Annotated in this window: 15 protein-coding genes; 6 read left to right on the forward strand and 9 right to left on the reverse strand. The window is 35.1% G+C overall.

Going from position 1 to position 20,484, the window contains the following annotated elements:
* Positions 1–41: 41 nt before the first annotated feature.
* Entirely contained in the window at positions 42–2,516 is a 2,475-nt protein-coding gene (locus HJ01_RS13190) for an outer membrane beta-barrel family protein (RefSeq protein ID WP_007138956.1), read from the reverse strand.
* A gap of 94 nt (positions 2,517–2,610) precedes the next feature.
* Positions 2,611–2,952 (reverse strand): arsenate reductase (glutaredoxin), encoded by a 342-nt coding sequence (arsC, locus tag HJ01_RS13195; protein WP_040473985.1) that lies wholly within the window; start codon positions 2,950–2,952, stop codon positions 2,611–2,613.
* Positions 2,953–3,048: 96 nt separating this feature from the next.
* On the opposite strand from arsC, the gene HJ01_RS13200 reads away from it, so the two are divergent.
* Positions 3,049–3,984 carry a CPBP family intramembrane glutamic endopeptidase gene (locus HJ01_RS13200; RefSeq protein WP_007138958.1) on the forward strand — a complete coding sequence of 312 codons (936 nt, stop codon included), beginning with the start codon at positions 3,049–3,051 and terminating at the stop codon, positions 3,982–3,984.
* Positions 3,985–4,000: 16 nt separating this feature from the next.
* Positions 4,001–5,047 carry an AMP-binding protein gene (locus tag HJ01_RS13205; RefSeq protein ID WP_007138959.1) on the forward strand — a complete coding sequence of 349 codons (1,047 nt, stop codon included), beginning with the start codon at positions 4,001–4,003 and terminating at the stop codon, positions 5,045–5,047.
* 125 nt (positions 5,048–5,172) lie between these two features.
* Here the strand turns inward: HJ01_RS13205 and HJ01_RS13210 are convergent, their stop codons facing one another.
* The 3 genes from HJ01_RS13210 to lpxD all read right to left on the reverse strand — a co-directional run bounded on the left by HJ01_RS13210 (position 5,173) and on the right by lpxD (position 9,675).
* Complete coding sequence (locus tag HJ01_RS13210) at positions 5,173–6,762, reverse strand: S41 family peptidase (RefSeq protein WP_007138960.1); 1,590 nt, start codon at positions 6,760–6,762, stop codon at positions 5,173–5,175.
* 84 nt (positions 6,763–6,846) lie between these two features.
* Positions 6,847–8,475 (reverse strand): acyl-CoA carboxylase subunit beta, encoded by a 1,629-nt coding sequence (locus HJ01_RS13215; protein WP_007138961.1) that lies wholly within the window; start codon positions 8,473–8,475, stop codon positions 6,847–6,849.
* Positions 8,476–8,676: 201 nt separating this feature from the next.
* Positions 8,677–9,675 carry a UDP-3-O-(3-hydroxymyristoyl)glucosamine N-acyltransferase gene (gene lpxD / locus HJ01_RS13220; RefSeq protein ID WP_007138962.1) on the reverse strand — a complete coding sequence of 333 codons (999 nt, stop codon included), beginning with the start codon at positions 9,673–9,675 and terminating at the stop codon, positions 8,677–8,679.
* A gap of 185 nt (positions 9,676–9,860) precedes the next feature.
* On the opposite strand from lpxD, the gene HJ01_RS13225 reads away from it, so the two are divergent.
* Complete coding sequence (locus tag HJ01_RS13225) at positions 9,861–10,772, forward strand: phospholipase A (RefSeq protein WP_007138963.1); 912 nt, start codon at positions 9,861–9,863, stop codon at positions 10,770–10,772.
* Positions 10,773–10,988: 216 nt separating this feature from the next.
* Here HJ01_RS13225 and HJ01_RS13230 read toward each other — a convergent pair whose 3' ends face one another.
* Both HJ01_RS13230 and HJ01_RS13235 read right to left on the reverse strand, forming a co-directional pair.
* The gene (locus HJ01_RS13230; protein WP_007138964.1) at positions 10,989–12,953 is read right to left on the reverse strand and encodes an aconitate hydratase; all 1,965 of its coding nucleotides are present in this window, start codon (positions 12,951–12,953) and stop codon (positions 10,989–10,991) included.
* Between the two features lie 55 nt (positions 12,954–13,008).
* Complete coding sequence (locus HJ01_RS13235) at positions 13,009–14,391, reverse strand: NAD-dependent succinate-semialdehyde dehydrogenase (RefSeq protein ID WP_007138965.1); 1,383 nt, start codon at positions 14,389–14,391, stop codon at positions 13,009–13,011.
* Between the two features lie 449 nt (positions 14,392–14,840).
* Here HJ01_RS13235 and HJ01_RS17185 point away from each other — a divergent pair, with 449 nt between their 5' ends.
* Entirely contained in the window at positions 14,841–15,557 is a 717-nt protein-coding gene (locus tag HJ01_RS17185) for a L,D-transpeptidase (protein ID WP_007138966.1), read from the forward strand.
* A 128-nt stretch (positions 15,558–15,685) separates the two neighbouring features.
* Here HJ01_RS17185 and prfB read toward each other — a convergent pair.
* Positions 15,686–16,787 (reverse strand): peptide chain release factor 2 gene (gene prfB / locus HJ01_RS13245; RefSeq protein ID WP_138984273.1). Its coding sequence is split into 2 segments (ribosomal slippage): positions 15,686–16,723 and positions 16,725–16,787, totalling 1,101 coding nucleotides; the frame shifts between segments, so codons are not numbered across the junction.
* 47 nt (positions 16,788–16,834) lie between these two features.
* Here prfB and HJ01_RS13250 point away from each other — a divergent pair.
* The gene (locus HJ01_RS13250; RefSeq protein ID WP_007138968.1) at positions 16,835–17,860 is read left to right on the forward strand and encodes a threonine aldolase family protein; all 1,026 of its coding nucleotides are present in this window, start codon (positions 16,835–16,837) and stop codon (positions 17,858–17,860) included.
* Positions 17,861–17,919: 59 nt separating this feature from the next.
* Here the strand turns inward: HJ01_RS13250 and HJ01_RS13255 are convergent, their stop codons facing one another.
* The gene (locus HJ01_RS13255; RefSeq protein ID WP_007138969.1) at positions 17,920–18,240 is read right to left on the reverse strand and encodes a YbaB/EbfC family nucleoid-associated protein; all 321 of its coding nucleotides are present in this window, start codon (positions 18,238–18,240) and stop codon (positions 17,920–17,922) included.
* Positions 18,241–18,383: 143 nt separating this feature from the next.
* On the opposite strand from HJ01_RS13255, the gene HJ01_RS13260 reads away from it, so the two are divergent.
* Positions 18,384–20,444, forward strand: coding sequence for a S9 family peptidase (locus HJ01_RS13260; protein ID WP_100208578.1), 2,061 nt, complete (start codon positions 18,384–18,386; stop codon positions 20,442–20,444).
* The last annotated feature ends 40 nt before the right edge of the window (positions 20,445–20,484 follow it).

Raw genomic sequence — 20,484 nt, forward strand, 5'->3', positions numbered from 1 at the left:
CCGCATTTATGATGAATTAATTAACCCAATTAAATCATTTTTTATCCTGGAAAACCACCACCATCTTCTTCATTGTTTTTTGGAGCATTTTTATCTCTATCCGTTTTCTTTTTATTCAAACGATAGGTAAATGACAAATTGAATTGTCTTTTTCGCCACTGAAACTCACTATAGTTACTTACACTCGATAAATTAGTCTCCGATTTCATTTTTCGTGAATTGAATATGTCACTCACATTAAAAGCGATTGTAGCGTTGTCTTTTAAGATATCCTTGCTAAACGCTGTATTGACCATGTATTGACCTAAACTTTTACCTTGTGCTGTGTTACTTGGTCCAAAGTACATTCCGCTTGCTTGCCATTCAATTTTGTACGGTAACGTTAAACGAGAGTTAACTCTTGCAAACCAAGAGAAAGCTTCATTGTCAAGATTTTGAACAATCACTTTATTTTGTGAATTGGTGTACATAAAATCTCCAGTTGTGTTCGTGTTATAAAGATTGAAACTACTGTTTATTTTCCATTTTTTGATTGGAGAATAATTTAGAGTGAATTCAAATCCAAATTTTTGTTCTTTTCCAATGTTGATTGGAGTACTAAGAATTACCGGAGTTCCATTTACAAATTCACCACTCTCATAACGTACAAAAGAGAACACATCAGTTGTGTTTTCAAAATACATAGACGTATTAAATGTTACTTTGTCCCAACGTTTGATATATCCTAAATCAAATTTATCTGTCAATGAAGGATCTAAATCTGGATTACCTCTAAAGATATTGATATTACTTGAAATGTTAGGAGTAGGGTCTAAAAAACGCCCTCTAGGTCTTGATAAACGCTTACTATAACTTAACGATAGGCTACTTTCATCTGAAATTTCGTAATTTACAAATGCGCTTGGGAAAAACTTGTTGTATTTTTTATTGTTAAATTCGTTTGTATCCAATAAGTTAACGTCGATATTAGTGTCTTCCCAACGTAAACCAAATAGGTAAGAGAATTTATTTATCTTAAAACCATATTGAGTGTAAATGGCATTTATTTTTTCTTTGTATTCTAATGTGTTGGATAAATTAATGTCCGAATTATTTGTGCTTTGACTGCTGAAAATATCATAATTTTTATTTAGGTTGTTGAAATTTCCTTTGTATCCCGCCTCAAACTGGCTTCCTTTTCCAATGGGCAAAACATAGTCTGCCTGAAATTGAAACTGTTTTTGGACTTCGTCATTAAATGTAGTACTTAATGTGTTTTCTGAAGGAAATGTTATGTTAATACCGTCAATTCGAGAAGGATCAACATCGTTGTTTTTAGAATAGGATCCGTCAACTGTCAATTTATGACCGTTATCATTGAAATTTTTGAGGAAGTTAGATGCAAATTCAAAGTTACTTCCTTTGTTAGTACCATTATTTAAACGGTAGCTGTAAGAAGTGAAATTTTGTTGACTATCTAATTCGTTATAAGTAACCAGATCTTCGTTTTCACCGCTATTTTTTCTGTAACTGATCGAGTTCGTCCAGAACGTATTTGGAGCAATTGTCCATTCTACTCCAGTTTTAGTAGAAATTCCTTTTCTAGTTCTCTGGGTTTCCCGATTTTCATAAATGTATTTACTGATGGAACCATCAGGATTGAAATACTGTGAGTTGGTTAATCCGGCACCTTCATTAGTTCTATAGCTATAACCAGTAGAAGTGAAGTAGTTCATCTTCTCTGTTTTGTAATTTAAGTTGGTGCTTAAACCATAAGTTTCAGGAATTCCTCCAGAAACGATGAAAGTACCATTAAACCCTTGGTTTTTTCCTTTTTTCAGAATGATATTCAAAATTCCGGCTCCACCTTCAGCATCATAACGGGCAGATGGATTTGTGATTACTTCAACCTTGTCAATAGCATCAGCTGGAATTTGGCGTAAAGCCTCAGCCATATTTAAGGCATTTGAAGGACGGCCATCAATGAAGATTCGAACATTGTCGCTACCTCTTAAACTTACGTTTCCTTCGACATCAACGGATACAGAAGGAACGTTTTCTAATACATCACTCACTGTTCCACCTTTAACGAGCATATCTTGACCTACATTATACACTTTTTTATCTAGTTTTATCTCTACGGTAGATTTTTCTGCACGGATAACAACTTCATTTAATTGGGCTGCGTCTTCCACTAAAGCAAGTGTTCCTAAATTGCTGCTTTCTTTTAGGTTTTTATCTTTTAATTCAATTGATTTAAAAGAAATAAATTCAATTTTAATATTATACGTTCCAGGGAATACATCAATATTAAATTCTCCTTTTGGATTCGTGATACCTCCAGCAATTACTTTTGCAGTTTTTGAGTTAGTAAACGAAATTGTAGCGTATTCGAGCGGTTGCTTGCTTATTTTCTCAATAACTGTTCCTGTAATTTTTATTCTTTCCGCAGTTGGACCTGGCCTTTGCTGTGCAAAACTCAATAAGAATGTGAAGAACAATGTAAGGGTAAAATAATAATTTAATTTAGAACGCATTATTTTTTTGTTTTAATTATTGTAGTTGGAATGCAAAAATCGGATTTGGTTTAAAGGACAAATCATAAAAATCTGTTAAAAAAACAAATGGAATTTAAATAAAAGCAGTTAATTTATCTAAATCCCTGCCAATGATGGCTTTACCTTCTTTTATTACAATTGGTCTTTCGATCAGAATGGGATTAGAAATCATGGCTTGAATGATTTCATCATCAGTCATTGTTTTATTTTTGAAATTTTGTATCCAAATTTTTTCTTTTTGGCGTACTAATTGCAATGGCTTCATATTTAGTTTTTTTAGAAGAGAAACTAATTCAATGTAAGTTGGTGGCTGTTCTAGATATTTTATGATTTCATGGTCTTGTCCAGAGTCGTCTAACATGGCTAAACAATTTCTGGATTTGCCGCAACGTGGATTATGGTATATTTGAATCATGGTAATTATTTTTTTGAATGAAATAAAAAGGTTATTTTCGGACATACAAAAGTAGGCTTTGAAAGTCTGATTACACATTTAATTAAATAATAATACATGTTTATAGAACAAGGCGTTAATTCAGAAAATAAGTTTTGGAAATATTTGATTGGCTCGGTTGTAATTATAATAGCCTCATTTATTGGACAGGTTCCATTATTATTGGGCTTGTTATATGAAACAATGATTGAAGGGAAAGCCTATCCTTCAGGTAATGATGCAATGATGCATTTTTTCGAGCCTAATTTAACCTTGTTTTTGATTCTTATTTCTTTTGTCTTTACCCTGATAGGGATTTATTTTGTCGTGAGATACCTGCACAAGCAAACGATGCTTTCTGTAACGACATCTCGAAAAAAAATAGATTGGTCCAGATTCTTTTTTGCGTTTTCCACATGGGCAATTTTCACCATTGTTTCCACTTTAATATTTTATTTTGCTAGTCCTGGAGATTTTGTAATCAATTTTAAACCAGTGCCCTTTGCAATACTAGTTGTTATAGGGACGCTTTTGATTCCAATACAAACCAGTACAGAGGAGTACGTATTCAGAGGATATTTAATGCAAGGATTTGCCAATCTTGCCAAGAACAAATGGTTTCCGCTGCTAATGACCTCAGTTATTTTTGGAGGAATGCATTTGTCCAATCCTGAAGTCCTCAAAATGGGGAACATTGTTTTTGTTTATTATGTAGGTACAGGTCTGTTTCTGGGGATAATTACTTTAATGGATGAAGGAATGGAGCTCGCTTTAGGTTTTCACGCGGCGAATAATTTAGTAGGTGCTTTGTTAGTGACTTCTGATTGGTCAGCCTTCCAAACACATTCTATTTTTAAGGACATATCAGAGCCTGAAGCAGGTTTAGATGTTATCTTACCTGTAATTGTAATTTACCCGATACTTTTATTTATCTTTAGTAGAAAATACCAATGGTCTGGTTGGAAAGAAAAGCTAACGGGCAAAATTAATACACAGGAAATCAATAATATTTAAAACAAACAAATTGATAATGAATAAGGTAACCTACAAAAATGTGCACAATCTTTTTAAATTAAATGGATTTCATCTGGATAAAGAAGATTTATGCAGAGTTTCCTATTGTTTGATAAAAGAGGGAGATGAATTTGAAAAATCCATTGGTGATTTTCTATTGGATTGGTTTGATGAAAAATCCTATATCGACTTACAAACTTCTGGCACGACTGGAGCGCCTAAAATTATAAGGACAGACAAGCAGACAATGGTGAACTCCGCTTTGGCTACAGGTGATTTTTTTGAATTGAGCCCTGGAGACAAAGCATTATATTGTTTGCCTACTAAATATATTGCAGGAAAAATGATGCTAGTGCGTAGTTTTATTTTAGGACTGGATATCGATTTTGTGGCGCCAAGTTCTCATCCATTAGCTAAGAATGATACCAAATATGATTTTGTTGCAATGGTTCCGCTACAGGCTCAAAACTCATTGGCGGGAATGAAAAATGTTAAGAAGTTGATTGTTGGTGGTGCTAAAATGAGCAAATCGCTCGAAAAAAGCCTTTTAAAAGTAAATACCAAAGTATACGAAACCTATGGTATGACAGAAACAATCACACATATTGCCGCTAAAAAAGTAGGGGAAAAAGCTTTTGCGCTTTTACCCAACATCCAAATTTCGCAAAATGATCAAAATTGTCTTGTAATCGATGCACCAAAAATTTCTGTAGAACCAATTGTTACTAATGATCTGGTTGAAATAATAAATGGAAACCAATTTGTGTTTTTAGGACGTAGTGATAATGTAGTTAATAGTGGTGGGATTAAGTTAATTCCAGAGCAAATTGAAGAGAAGTTATCAAACGAAATCCATTCTCGATTTTTTGTAGGTGGTATTGCAGATGCGGATTTAGGTGAGAAATTAATTCTTGTTATAGAGGGTGAAAAACCAGCTTTGAATGGAGTTACTTTTGAAATGTTGGATAAATATGAGAAACCAAAAGATGTTTTTTATGTTTCTAAATTTATGGAAACGGAGAACGGGAAAATCAAGAGAAAAGAGATTTTATTGAGTATTTAAATTAATAAAATCCCTTAAAAAAAGAAGCATTATGTTCCGGCATTATGCTTCTTTTTTCTTTATACTATTTTTACATTTTATTAAAAATAGTATAAAGAAAAAATAATTGGAGATGAATAGTACTACTAGCTTTTGTTTTCTTTTGAAGTATCAGAGTCTTGGTTTTTTATGTCCTTTAGTACCCACTCAAGTTCAGGATCGATTCCTTTGATGCGGTCTTCAATTGTGGGAATTACTTCCTTGTCGGGGAAAATACCATGGCCTTCATTAGCCATTTTGAATTTGGATCCCATCTGCATGATACCGCTGCGAATTTGTAAATCACTATTTGGTAGTTTTATTATAGGCATAAATCCGGCAACAGTTCCGTTATAGGCGCCACCGGTTTCTGCACCTACAAAAAAGGCTCTTTTTGATCCTTGTAGATTTGTGGAAAGAATGCTTGATGCTGAAAAGCTGCCACCATTTATAAGGACATAGATTTTTCCTTGAAAAGCATCTTTATTCACTTTGTGTAGTCTGGTATGAGTTGCATAATAATTTTTACCGTTTTCTTGCTTATGTACAGTCAATAATAGATAGCCATATACCAGAGGTGAGTAAAATACTTTTAATGCTTTGATGGGAAATGAACCACCAAACCAATAAGCTCCATTGAATAAACTAGATTTTGATACCACTTCTGATTTGTCCAAAAAGACGAAGCTGGAGTCTGCCAAATAAGAGTATAAATTTACAATTTCGCTTAGACGACCGCCGCCATTATCACGTAAATCAAGAATAAGTGTATTTGATTTGTACTCTTCAATTTTACTGAAGCTTTCCTTATAAAAAGTTCTAAAGTTCCCTTTTTTAAAACCGCTGATTTTCATTATCGCAACACTACTGTCCTTTTCTAAAAAACGAAGATCGTGAATGTAATTTTTTTCATCTTTATTGTATCCGTTAACTCTTTTCTTTCTTTGAATTTCCCTCGATTTTACTTTATCAATTGAAACTACTTCCTTTTTGTTTTTTTTGTCAAGTTTAGAAAGGGTATCTTCCTTTTTCCTTGAGATTGTAACCGTTTTTAGGCTGTCGTTGAATTTGAAATTAAATTGGACACTGTCCTTGATTCCATTTTCGTTTGTGAAATAGGAAGAGAATCGTTTGCCAGCGCTACGGTTCTTGAAAGTAGTATTGAAACCGTCTGAGCTAAAAAAGTGACTGTTTTTATTAATTAAATCAATGGCATTTACTCCGTTTGCGGCAATAACTTCGGTTCCTGCTTTTATGGTTTTGTTGTTCGATTTGTTTTTAACAACATATAATTTGTTGTTTAAAAGCTCATAGTCGAATTGGGAAAAGGGACCTATTCCTTTTTTAAGTAGTGCTTTGACTTCCTTCTTTGTGAATTTTTTGCTGGGAGCAATGACTGTCAGATGACCTTGTCGAACTGCAGCAACCACAGGACTCAATGTGGTATAGAAATCAAAAGGGAGCATGGGTTTAGTAATACTTGATTTTAGGCTGTCGAACTTATAATCAAGTTCTTTTTTGCTGATATACCAATACAGATTAGGATGTAGCTTTTGTAGTTTTCGATAGGTGAAAGCAACATCTGACTTCAGATTTTTTATTGAAATTGAATCATTCAAATGTACATTGTGCTTTTTTACGGAAGCGCATTGTACAAAGAGTAACATTGTGAGGACAAGTAATATTGCTTTTCTCATGTTTTATATTTACACGAAGGCTTTAAAAAAGTGTTTAGGCAGTAGTATTAAGAACACCATTGCCTAAACACTGATCATTATAAACTATACCTGAATGACTCCTAAATTAAATTTCTTTTCAATAGGAGAGTGGTTCGCTGCTTCAATACCCATAGAAATCCATGTACGTGTGTCTAAAGGATCAATTATCGCATCTGTCCATAATCTGGAAGCGGCATAATAAGGAGAAACTTGCTCGTCGTATCTCGCTTTTATCTTCGCGAATAATTCAGCTTCTTTGGCTTCATCAACTACTTCTCCTTTTGATTTAAGTGAAGAGGCTTCAATTTGCGCCAGAACTTTTGCCGCTTGCGTTCCACCCATTACGGCAAGTTCTGCGCTAGGCCAAGCAAAAATTAACCTTGGATCATACGCTTTTCCGCACATTGCGTAGTTTCCTGCTCCATAAGAATTTCCAACAATTACTGTGAATTTAGGGACAACGGAGTTGCTTACTGCGTTTACCATTTTGGCACCGTCTTTTATGATTCCGCCTTGTTCTGATTTAGAACCCACCATAAATCCAGTGACATCCTGAACGAAAACCAAAGGGATTTTTTTCTGATTGCAATTCGCAATAAAACGGGTAGCTTTATCAGCACTATCTGAATAGATAACTCCGCCAAATTGCATTTCACCATTTTTGGTTTTTACCACTTTTCTTTGATTGGCGACAATTCCCACAGCCCAACCGTCAATTCTGGCGTAACCAGTAATAATTGTCTGTCCATAACCATCTTTATAGGCTTCGAACTCTGAATTGTCAACTAAACGATTGATGATTTCCATCATATCGTATTGCTCGTTTCTAGCTTTTGGTAATATGCCGTATATATCTTTTTCTTCCAATGCGGGCTTTACAGATTTCACACGGCTAAAACCGGCTTTATCATAATCACCTATTTTGTCTACAATATTTTTTATTTTGTCTAAGGCGTCTTTATCGTCTTTGGCTTTGTAGTCCGTAACACCTGAAATTTCGCAATGCGTTGTAGCACCACCTAATGTTTCATTGTCTATGCTTTCGCCAATGGCTGCTTTGACTAAATAACTTCCGGCTAAAAAGATACTTCCTGTTTTATCGACTATTATGGCTTCGTCACTCATAATGGGAAGGTAAGCACCACCGGCAACACAACTTCCCATAATGGCCGAAATTTGGGTAATTCCCATACTGCTCATTTGTGCATTATTTCTGAAAATGCGCCCAAAGTGCTCTTTGTCTGGAAAAATTTCGTCTTGTAAAGGCAAATAAACACCAGCACTATCTACTAGGTAAATAATAGGCAATCTGTTTTCCATTGCAATTTCCTGTGCGCGTAAATTTTTCTTAGCTGTAATAGGAAACCAGGCTCCCGCTTTTACGGTAGCATCATTAGCAACGACAATACATTGTTTGCCTTTTATGTACCCTATTTTCACAATCACACCGCCAGATGGGCAGCCACCGTGTTCTTTATACATTCCTTCTCCCACAAAAGCACCAATTTCTATGCACTTGGCTTTTGGATCAAGTAAGTAATCAACGCGTTCACGTGCGGTCATTTTACCTTCAGCATGTAGTTTTTGAATACGCTTTTCACCACCGCCCAATTTTACTTTAGAAAAATTCTGTTTTAATTGAGAAAGTAGAAGTTTATTGTGATCTTCATTTTTATTGAAGCTTAAATCCATGATATTATAATTTTTTGTGAGAAAATAGATGGCTAAAATACAAAATTCGCTGAGATAAATTTAAGGATTGGACTAGTTTAGAACCGAAATTTAATATTTGTTTGTGTGCGAATAAATACAAAAAAGAAAACAGTTATTGATTTCTGTTTTCTTTTTGTTGTTTTTATAAAAAAGTATCGATGTTATTGCTAGTAGGGATAATTACTTTTTAGATTCATTAACCAATCTTTTTAAAATGGCCCATTGTTTCAGCGCATCTCGAGCTTCAACAGCAGGATAACCCAACATGGTTTTTCCAGCTGGAATGTCACCAGTTACACCAGAACCTGCACCTACAATAGCGCCATCACCAATAGTAGTATGGTCTTTTATAGAAGCACTTCCTCCTATAATAACACCATTTCCTAAAGTCACTGAGCCTGCCAATCCGCTGTTTCCTGCCATGATGCAAAAACGTCCTAACTTACTGTTGTGGCCTATTTGAACTAAATTATCTATTTTGCAACCATCACCCAAAACGGTAGAACTGAATTTACCGCGATCTACGCAGGTATTAGCACCAATTTCGACACCGTTTCCAATGATGACATTTCCAATTTGGGGTATTTTGACCAAACCTTTTTCAGGACAAGGACGAAAACCAAAACCATCAGCCCCAATTGTTGCATTGGGATGTATGATACAATCATTACCAATATGGCAACGCTCTCTGATTACAGTTCCAGACCAGATTATAGTATTTTTCCCTATCGTGGACTCATCCAGGATAGTTGTGTTTGGATATATAGTGGTATTTTCTCCAATTTTTACATTTGGGCCAACGTAGCATCCTGCACCTATTTTAGTACCAACTCCTACTATTGCTGTTTTGTCTACAACGGCAGTGGGGTGTATATCAATGTAAAAGGAAGGCATTGGTTTTGCAAAAAGTTCCAAAACTTGTGACATGGCTAAATCCGCATTTTTTACTTTAATAAATGCTCGGTTTTCTCCGGGTTCTATTGAAATGTCTTCATTTACAACAGCAACGCAAGCTTTAGAACTAGACCAAAGTTTTTCGTATTTTTTGTTTCCTATAAACGATATTTCAGAATCAGAGGCAACTTCTAATTGCTCAGGTGCAGTAATTGATTGTAAAGTATTACCAAAAATAACACCATTTAAGACTTCGTTTATTTCTTGTACGGAATAGGATTTCATAACGTTGTTTAAAGATTGAGTTAGGGTATAATTCTCAAATAAAGTGATTTAGACTTAAAGTTCCTAATGTTTTTTAATTCTTTAACACGATTAAAAGTGGTAGTTATATAAACATTTAAAATAAATATGTAACTGTCTGATTTGCTAATCAATTACTTTTGTCAGTTAACGTCCAATTAAATATTATGAAGCTACTGCAAATAAAGTTTTCTGTTTTTATACTGCTATTTTCTTGTTTTACTGCAAATGCACAGTTACAGGCTTTATTCAATAATAAAACCCAACAGCGAAACTTGACAGAGCGCTGGGAACTAGATACAACTTCAGTTAGAGGGACTTTCTTAGTAACACCTTATAAGTCTATGTATGTTTTACCTGTTCACTGGACTAGTTTGCCTAATGAACAACCCAGTTCTGGCAATACTGACCCTGATTATATTGCGCCTGCAGGTGTTGATTATGATAATGTGGAAGCTAAATTTCAATTGAGTTTTAAGACAAAAGTATTACAAAGTTTTTTATTTGGCCGAGGCGATTTATGGGTTGGTTATACACAAATCTCACATTGGCAAATTTATAATAATGATTTATCGCGCCCTTTTAGAGAGGTCAATTATGAACCTGAAGTAATTGTGAATTTCCCTGTTAAATTTAATTTTCTTGCGCTCAAAACACGAATGGTTGGTGTGGCATTGAATCATGAATCAAATGGGAAAAGTGATCCCTATTCGAGAAGTTGGAACAGAGTTATTTTTCATGCTGGATTTGAATATAATAATCTGACTATCTATGTCAGACCATGGCTTATTTTACCTGCAGCTAAAAATGACAATCCAGATATTGGGGAGTTTATAGGAAGGGGTGACGTGAATATAATTTACGCTAAAAACGGGAATATTATATCATTTATTGGAACCCATAACTTGAATTTTAATTCAAAAGCAAGAGGCAGTGGGATGTTTTCTTGGTCTTATCCAATAAAAAATAATTTAAAAGGATTTCTGCAGATAACACATGGCTATGGTGAAACGTTAATCGATTATAATCATTTGCAAACAACCGTAGGTTTTGGAGTTTCTTTAATCGAATGGTTGTAGAAAATATAGTAGCTATAATTGTAAGAGTTAAAAGTGATGGTTATAAGTCTTGTACATAAAGAGTAAAAGAGGAAAACAAAACGAAAAACACCACTAATTTCTTCATTGAAGGGCCTGGGTTTAAGATTGTAAATTAAAAATAAAATCCTACAAAAAGTAGATACTAGCTGTAGGATTATAATTGTTTATAAGATGTATAATTTACGTAAAACCAATTTATATTTTCGTTCTGAAATCATTTATAATTCCTCCTTTTGCAAGAACATTAATCTGACGATCACTTAAACTGTGTTTGGTTTCAAATTCTAAAATACTTCCGTCCGCTTTTTCAATATTTACTTGAATGTTTTTTCTATTTATAACATCATCACGGAGATTTTTAAAACTAATTAAGTCTCCTTGTTCCATTTTGTCATAATCAGAAGCGTTTATGAATTCTAAAGGCACAATCCCAAAATTGACTAAATTTTGCCAAGCAATACGTGCATAGCTTTGAGCTATAACAGCCACTTGTCCCAAGAATTTAGGAGCAAGAGCAGCATGTTCCCGGCTAGAACCTTGGGCATAATTTTCCTTTGCAATAACGATATGTCCACCGAATTCTTTTTTAGACTTCATGGCTCGGTCATAAAAACTAGGGTCAATCACACTGTACGAATATTTACTGATTTCAGGAATATTACTTCTTAAAGGCAGTACGTCAGCTCCTGCTTTCAAAATTTCATCCGTCGAAACATTGTCTCCCATTTTTAATAGGATAGGAATTCGATAGTCCTGCTGTAAAGCTTCGATTTCAGGAATCGATTTGATATTTGGTCCTTTGTGTAATTCAACTCCTGATCCATCTTCTAAGGGCGCCACGAGCATATCGGTATTGATGATTTCTATTTCAGGATTTTCAAACTTAGGATACTTCATACCATAGATTTTTTCTAAATCTCTAGGGTCGGTTATCTTTCCGGTTAGTGCAGAGGCGGCAGCCGTTTCGGGACTACACAAATAAACCTCATCATCTTCTGTTCCAGATCGACTTGGGAAATTTCGTGGCATCGTTCTTAAACTGATTGTTCCGGTAGCAGGTGCTTGGCCCATTCCTATACAACCCATGCAACCCGATTGATGAAACCGAGCGCCTGCTGTAATCAAATTAGCAAAAGTAAAATTCTTTAGCATGTTTTGAATTGTTTGTCTTGAAGTTGGATTGACATCAAAAGAAACAGCACTGTTTATCGTTTTATCTTTTACGATGGCTCCGGCAATCCAAAAATCTCGTAGTCCAGGATTGGCAGAAGAGCCTATTACGACTTGCCCAATTGTTTTACCGGCAACTTCGCTCACAGGAACTACATTTCCCGGACTCGTAGGAAGGGCAATTAATGGAACTAAATCGTCCAAATTGATTTCATCATATTCATCATAAGTAGCTTCTGAATCGGCAATTAATTCCGTCCAATCAGATTCCCTTTCTTGCGAAATTAAAAACCGTTTGGTTTCCTCATCACTAGGGAATACGGTCGTTGTAGCACCTAATTCGGCACCCATGTTAGCAATAACATGTCGATCCATCACACTCAGATTTTTCACTCCTTCACCATAATATTCTATAATTTTTCCTACTCCACCTTTTACATCATAGCGTCTTAGCATTTCTAAAATAACATCTTTGGCACTTACCCAATCGGGTAATTTACCAATGAGTTTTACACCCATTACTTTTGGCATTTTGACAAAATAGGGTTGACCGGCAATAGCAGCGGCAACATCTAAACCACCGGTTCCGATGGCTAGCATTCCCAAAGATCCTGCAGCGCAGGAATGACTATCGGATCCAACAAGTGTTTTCCCTGGTTTTCCAAAACGTTCCATATGTACTGGGTGACTTACTCCATTTCCAGGACGACTGTACCAAAGACCAAATTTTTGTGCTGCCGAAAGTAAAAATAAATGGTCATCGGCATTTTTAGAATCAGTTTGCAGTAAGTTGTGATCGACATATTGCACAGCAACTTCTATTTTGGCTTTTTTTAAGCCCATAGCTTCTAATTCTAATTGAACCAATGTTCCGGTCGCATCTTGTAATAATGCCTGGTCTATTCGGATTCCAATTTCCTGACCAGCGATCATTTCACCATGTAAAAGATGCGACTGAATTAATTTTTGACTTACGTTTAATTTTGACATGTTTTGGTTTTTTATGTGCTTTCAAATAATTAAAAATACTAGGTATTGTCTCATTCTAGAAAGGATCAGATAGTCCACTGACACGAATTAGCTTTTTATTTATAAATTCATGAATTCCAATTTCAGAAAGTTCTCGACCATAACCGGAACCTTTTGTTCCACCAAACGGTAAGTCAGCTTGTGTCCAAGTTGGGTGATTGATAAATATCATTCCAGAATCAATTTGATCTGCAATTTGTTTTCCGCGTTCGATATCTTTAGTAAATATGGAGCCTCCTAAACCAAAATCAGAATCATTAGCTAATACAATTGCCGCCGCTTCATCTTTTACTCTGTAAAAAGAGGAAACTGGTCCAAATAATTCTTCGTGATATGCTGGAATTTCAGGATTTAGATCTGTTAAAATAGTTGGTTCCATAAAGGCTCCCGGACCATCTACTCTTTTACCACCTAATAAAACCGTAGCTCCAGCAGCAACTGATCTTTCAACTTGATCTACCAAGTGTAATAAAGCTTCTTCACTACTCAGCGGACCTAGTTCGGTGCTTGGATCCATTGGATCTCCTACTTTTAGTTTTGCTAGTTTTGCGGTAAATTTTTCGATAAATTCATCGGCAATAGCCTCAACAGCAATAATTCGTTTGGAGGCTATACAGCTTTGTCCATTATTGTTCATTCTACCTACTACTGCCCATTCTACGGTTTTATCAATATCGGCATCTGCTAAAACTATTAAGGCATCATTACCTCCTAATTCTAAAACTGATTTTTTGATATTTTTACCAGCTTCTGAAGCTAAACTTGCACCAGCAGCTTCGCTACCAGTAAGTGAAACTCCTTTAATTCTTTTGTCAGAAACAATTGCTGAAGCTCTTTTTCCAGAAATTAACAAATTGGTGTATAATCCAATTGGCGCTCCGGCTTCTTTAAATAAATCTTCAATTGCAATAGCACATTGAGGAACCATAGAAGCGTGTTTTAATAATATGGTGTTTCCAACCATGATATTCGGTGCTACAAAACGTGCAACCTGATAAAAAGGGAAATTCCAAGGCTGAACACCCAGTAAAACTCCTATTGGGCTTGATCTGATAATGGCTTCACCATATTCAGGCTCTAACTTTTTATCGGCTAAAAAAGCTTCACCGTTTTTAGCATAATAATCTAAAATGTCGGCACTCAATTCGACTTCACCTTCTGCCTGTGAAAGGATTTTTCCCATTTCCAAGGTAATCAAAGTTGATAAAGCCGCTTTATTCTCTCTCATCAAAGAAGCTACTTTGCTTAAAACAGCTGCTCTTTCTGGATAAGATGTTTTTTTCCAGTCCTGAAAGCTGTTTGAAGATTGTGCAATAGCATCGTCTACTTGTTTATCCGTCATTTCATCAAATGATTTCAGGACTTTGTTTGTTGCGGGATTTGTTGTTTGTATTGACATGATCTTTTTTATATTTAAAGAAGATTAATTTTTTTGGCGTCTGCCAAAGTAATTTATAATGCAAAACAGATAGTTTTAACATGTATAATATTCAACAATTAATTAGGGGGTTTTTACGAAGCACATTGTTTTTATTAAAAAAAATGCTGTAGAGTATAAAACAAAACCGTTGAATATCAAAGATAGAGATATAGTTAAGAAGAAGTGTTGTACAATTTTGGAAATAACTTACATCATTCCCACATTAACGTTTTTATAACAAGAATGGGTATTCCTTTTTGGGTACTATTGCATTTCTTTTTACAGTTTTTGCTTAAAGATGGCTGGCATTTAGTTTTGTCGAAATTTCTACTTAAATTATCAAGGAAAAATTGAAATAAAGGAGTTTAGATTAATCAAAAAAAGGTATTTTTAGATTCTTGAAAACTGAGATAAAAAACAAAAATGACATGAGATTTTTAAATAAGTTTATCTTTTTACCTTTAGTATTGTTTTCGTCCAATAATTCAAAGGCTCAGGCCAATCCTACTGCAGTTAAAAATGCATTAGTGATTGCAGAGAATAATAGGAGTAAACTAGAAAATGTAGAGCAATTGCTGGTAGTTTACAATTATCAACCAGAAAACTATAGTGCTATTTTTGTAGCATTAGAGAAAAAGGATAAAAATTGGGTCTTAAAATTTGATCCCGTAGAAGTGGGTATTGGTAAAAATGGTTTTGCATCGCCTGCTGACAAGAGGGAAGGTGACGGAAAGTCTCCAACTGGAGTATTTCGTTTGGGTAAATTATTTTCTTATGAAAAGCAATTAAATACGCTATTGGAAAATCAACAAACTACTGCAGAAGATAAATGGATTGATGATCCCAATTCAGAGGATTATAATACCTATATAAAAGGACCTACTACTGCAAAATCATATGAAAATTTATTGCTAAAGAATGATGCCTATAAATATTGTATGGTTGTAGAATACAATACGAATCCCATTTTAAAAGGAAAAGGGAGCGCTATATTTTTTCATTTAGGTATAAAAAAGCCTTATTTCACTGCTGGTTGTGTTGCAATTGATGAAGAGAACATGAAATCGATAGTAAACTGGTTAGATCCTAAACTGAACCCCTCAATTATTATGGGAAATTTTACTGTTTTGAATAACGGTTTGTAAACAGTATTAAAGCATCGGCTTTAAAGGGGCTGTTAATAATTAAAAATCCTCGCAACATTTCGATAGACGAAAGTGGAGAGGATTTTTTATAGAAATTTAGAACATCAAACGATGGCTTTCGGAGTAAATTACTCCTCCTCCTCCTTTTGTCCCATCATCATTAGATATGCTTTTAAGAATTGATCGATTTCACCGTTCATAACGCCATCAACATCGCTGGTTTCGAAGCCAGTGCGGACATCTTTGACGAGTTTATACGGTTGCATTACATAATTCCGGATTTGGGAACCCCATTCAATTTTCATTTTACTGGCCTCGATATTGGCGCGTTCAGCCTGTTGCTTCTTTAATTCGATTTCGTACAATTGAGATCGTAGCATTTGCATCGCACGTTGTCTGTTGTCTTGTTGAGAACGGGTTTCAGAGCATTGAATTTGGATTCCTGTTGGTTTGTGGACTAACTGTACTTTAGTCTCCACTTTATTTACATTTTGTCCTCCGGCACCACTGGACCGCGAAGTCGTAATTTCAATATCAGCAGGATTAATATCAATTTCGATACTATCATCAACTAAAGGATACACATAAACAGACGCAAAAGAGGTATGCCTTTTAGCATTACTGTCAAAAGGAGAAATACGGACTAAACGGTGAACACCATTTTCGCCTTTTAGATATCCAAAAGAATAATCCCCTTCAAACTCAAGTGTTACGGTTTTAATACCTGCAGACTCTCCTTTTTGGAAATTCAGTTCTTTTATTTTGTAGCCTTGTTTTTCGCCCCACATCATATACATGCGCATGAGCATTTCGGCCCAATCGCAACTTTCAGTTCCACCAGCCCCAGCAGTTATTTGTACAACGGCGCTTAGAGTGTCACCTTCATCTGAAAGCATGTTCTTGAATTCTATGGCTTCAATATGATTTTCTATCAATGCGTATTGCTCATCAAGTTCTTCTGAAGTAAGTTCTCCTTCCTTATAAAACTCGTATGCTAATTGCAATTCGTCAGTCATTTCGACTGCTCTATCGTAATCTTCAATCCACTTTTTCTTGTTTCTGAGATTTTTGACAATGGCCTCCGCTTCCTTTGGATTATTCCAAAAATCAGGGGCAAAAGTCTTTTCTTCTTCGTTTGAAATCTCAATTAGTTTGGCATCAACGTCAAAGATACCTCCTCAACGCACCAAGGCGCTCTACAATACCTTTAATTTGTTCGGTAGTTGTCATAAATTATGTAATTTTGTTGGACAAAAATAAGATATAGTTTTTAGAATATGGAAATAAATTTAATTAGCGATACGATTACCAAGCCTACACACGAAATGTTACAGTATATGTTTAATGCCGAAGTGGGTGATGATGTATATAAGCAAGACCCAACGGTGATAGCTTTAGAGGCAAAAGTTGCCGCTATGTTCGGGATGGAAGCGGGATTATTCTTTCCGTCAGGAACGATGGCAAACCAAACTGCCATAAAACTGCATACGCAGCCGGGAGAGCAATTAATAGCGGATAAGTACGCACATGTTTACCATTATGAAGGTGGCGGTGCTTCTTTTAACAGTGGAGTTTCTTGTTGTTTGCTTGATGGGAATCGCGGAATGATAACTGCTGAACAAGTTGCAGGAGCTATTAATGATCCAGAATTTTATCATAGTCCTTTAACGAGTTTGGTTTGTGTGGAGAATACAACGAACAAAGGGGGAGGAGCTTGTTATGAATTAGAAGACTTAAAAAAGATAAAAGAGGTTTGTGTTGCCAATAATTTAAAGTTTCATCTTGATGGAGCCCGAATTTGGAATGCTTTGATAGCCAAAAAACAAAATCCTAAAGCGTTTGGCCAACTGTTTGACACCATTTCTGTTTGTTTATCAAAAGGACTTGGTGCGCCAATAGGTTCTGTTTTACTGGGCGATAAAGCTACTATTCACCGTGCGTTAAGAATACGAAAAATTCTAGGCGGAGGAATGCGTCAAGTAGGATATTTGGCTGCAGCCGGAATCTATGCTTTAAATCATAATTTAGAGCGCCTTAAAGAAGATCATAGGAGAGCCAAAGAAATAGCTAATGTACTTGAAAAAGCAAGTTGGGTCTCTTCGGTTGAGCCTGTCGAAACTAATATTTTGATTTTTTCCTTAGCAGCTAATTGCAGTGATCAAGTATTGATAGAGAAATTAAAGCAAAAAAATATTTCTATCAGCTCAATGGGGCATGGAAAACTTAGAATTGTTACGCATCTTGATTACAGAGAAGTGATGCATACCTATGTGTTGGAGACTTTAGGAAAGTTGACATTTTAGTTTAAAATTTCAGGTTTAAAGTTTTAGTATTATCCAAAACTTTAAACCTGAATATATTTTTATTTAAACATATTTTCCATTCCTGGAATCATTGGCATATCCATTTTTGCGACAGCATCAAGTTCAGCTTCGTTTACCTTTGTTGCTTTCTCGATTGCTTTGTTCATCACTAATATCATATAGTCTTCCAGTTGTTCTTTGTCTTCAAGCAAAGCATCTGCAATTGTGATTGATTTTATTGTTCTGTTAGCAGTAATAGTTACTTTTAATAAACCATCTGAGCTTTGTTCATCTACAAGAACTGAATCCAATCGTTTCTTTGTTTCTTCCATTCTTTGTTGGGTTTCCTTAAGTTTTCCCATCATTCCCATTAAATCCATTTTGATAATTTTAAAATTATATAAGTACGAAATTACAAAATTTGGAACAATACACAATGTTAAATTAGATGAAAAAAGCTGCCGTTTTGCAGTGGCTTTGTATTATTTTTGTAGCTTGTTTTAAAAATTTGAAAGCTCAGAAAATGATAGAAAAGATACAGCCACCAGTTGCTAAAATTATACCCACAATATTAGAGAAATTCGGAGATGTTAGAATTGACAATTATTTTTGGCTAAAAGACAGAGAAAACCCTGAAGTCATTGATTATCTTAATAACGAAAACGAGTATTATCAAAAAATGACTGCTCATACTGAGGGGTTCCAAAAGGAATTGTTCGAAGAAATGAAAGCTAGGATTAAGGAGGATGACGAATCGGTACCATATTTATATAATGGCTATTTTTATATTACCCGATTTGAAAAAGGAAAGGATTATCCTATTTATTCTCGAAAGAAAGAGAGCCTTTCGGCAAAAGAAGAGATTATGTTCGACTGTAACGAACTGGCAAAGGGGAAAAAATATTTCAATTTGAGCGGTTTAAGCATCAGTATTGACAATCAGTTTGCGACTTATGCGGTTGATACAGTAGGGAGAAGAATCTATACCTTACATTTTAAGAATTTGCTTTCGGGTGAGGTTTTAGTAGATAAAATAGAAAACACCACGGGGAATTCGACTTGGGCAAATGATAATAAAACTATTTTTTACACCAAACAAGATGAGAATACCTTGCGTTCTGATACAGTGTTGAAACACATTTTAGGAACCGAAACAGCAAATGATAAGTTGATTTATTTTGAAAAAGATGATACGTATGACGTTGCTGTAGGAAAGGAGAAATCAAAAAAATACATCTTGATAAGTTCTTCAAGCACCTTAACATCAGAATTCAGAACTTTATTGGCAGACAAGCCGGAAGGTAAATTCTCTGTTTTTCAAAAAAGAAAAAGAGGCTTGGAATATAGTATTTCTCATTATGGAGACAGCTTTTATATTTTAACCAATAAAGATAAAGCGACTAATTTTAAGCTAATGAAGGCTCCAGAATCAGCAACGAAAATGGAGAATTGGGAAGATGTTATTGAGCACAGGGAGGACGTCCTTTTGGAAGATATTGATATTTTTAAAGACTATCTAGTTGTATCAGAGCGAAGCAATGGTCTGAACAAAATTAGAATTATGCCATGGAGCGGAATAGGGGAGTACTACCTGCCTTTTGAAAGCGAGACTTATACGGTGCATCCAACTTCAAATGTTGATTTTGACACAGATATTTTACGTTATGCCTACCAATCAATGGCTACACCGGCTTCGATTATTGATTTCAATATGAAGACCAAAGAAAAGGAAATCAAGAAAGAACAAGAAGTTCTTGGAGGTAAATTCGATAAAGAGAATTACATTGAAGAACGTTTATGGGCTACTGCTAAGGATGGTACTATAGTTCCTATTTCAGTAGTGTATAAAAAAGGTATGAAGAAAGACGGTACAAATCCGTTATTATTATATGCTTACGGTTCTTATGGACATTCTATGGATGCCCACTTTTCATCAACAAGATTGTCATTATTGGATAGAGGTTTTATCTATGCAATAGCACACATTCGTGGTGGGGAAGATTTAGGAAGAAAATGGTATGAAGACGGAAAATTATTAAAAAAGAAAAATACTTTCACTGATTTTATTGATTGCTCTAAATATTTAATCAAGGAAAAATATACTTCTCCTGAGCATTTATATGCTGAAGGAGGATCCGCTGGAGGATTATTGATGGGAGTTGTTTTGAATATGGCGCCAGAATTATATAATGGGGTAATTGCTCAAGTTCCTTTTGTAGATGTTGCAACCACGATGCTAGATGATACAATTCCGTTGACGACAGGGGAGTATGATGAATGGGGAAATCCAAATTTGAAGAAATATTATGGCTACATGAAGTCGTATTCTCCCTATGATAATGTGAAAGCTCAAGCCTATCCTAACATGTATATATCGACTGGTTTGCATGATTCTCAGGTGCAATATTGGGAACCTGCTAAATGGGTTGCCAAATTACGAACTTTAAAAACAGATGATAATCTTTTATTTCTTGATACGAACATGGATGCTGGGCATGGAGGTGCATCTGGCAGGTTTGAAGCTCTTAAAGAATTGGCAAAGGAATTTAGCTTTTTATTAGATTTAGAGAAAATTAAAAACTAATTCAAAATTTTTTGTTAAATTTGTCATGTTTCGAAGTTTA

Source organism: Flavobacterium frigoris PS1, assembly GCF_000252125.1.
Classification (GTDB): domain Bacteria; phylum Bacteroidota; class Bacteroidia; order Flavobacteriales; family Flavobacteriaceae; genus Flavobacterium; species Flavobacterium frigoris_A.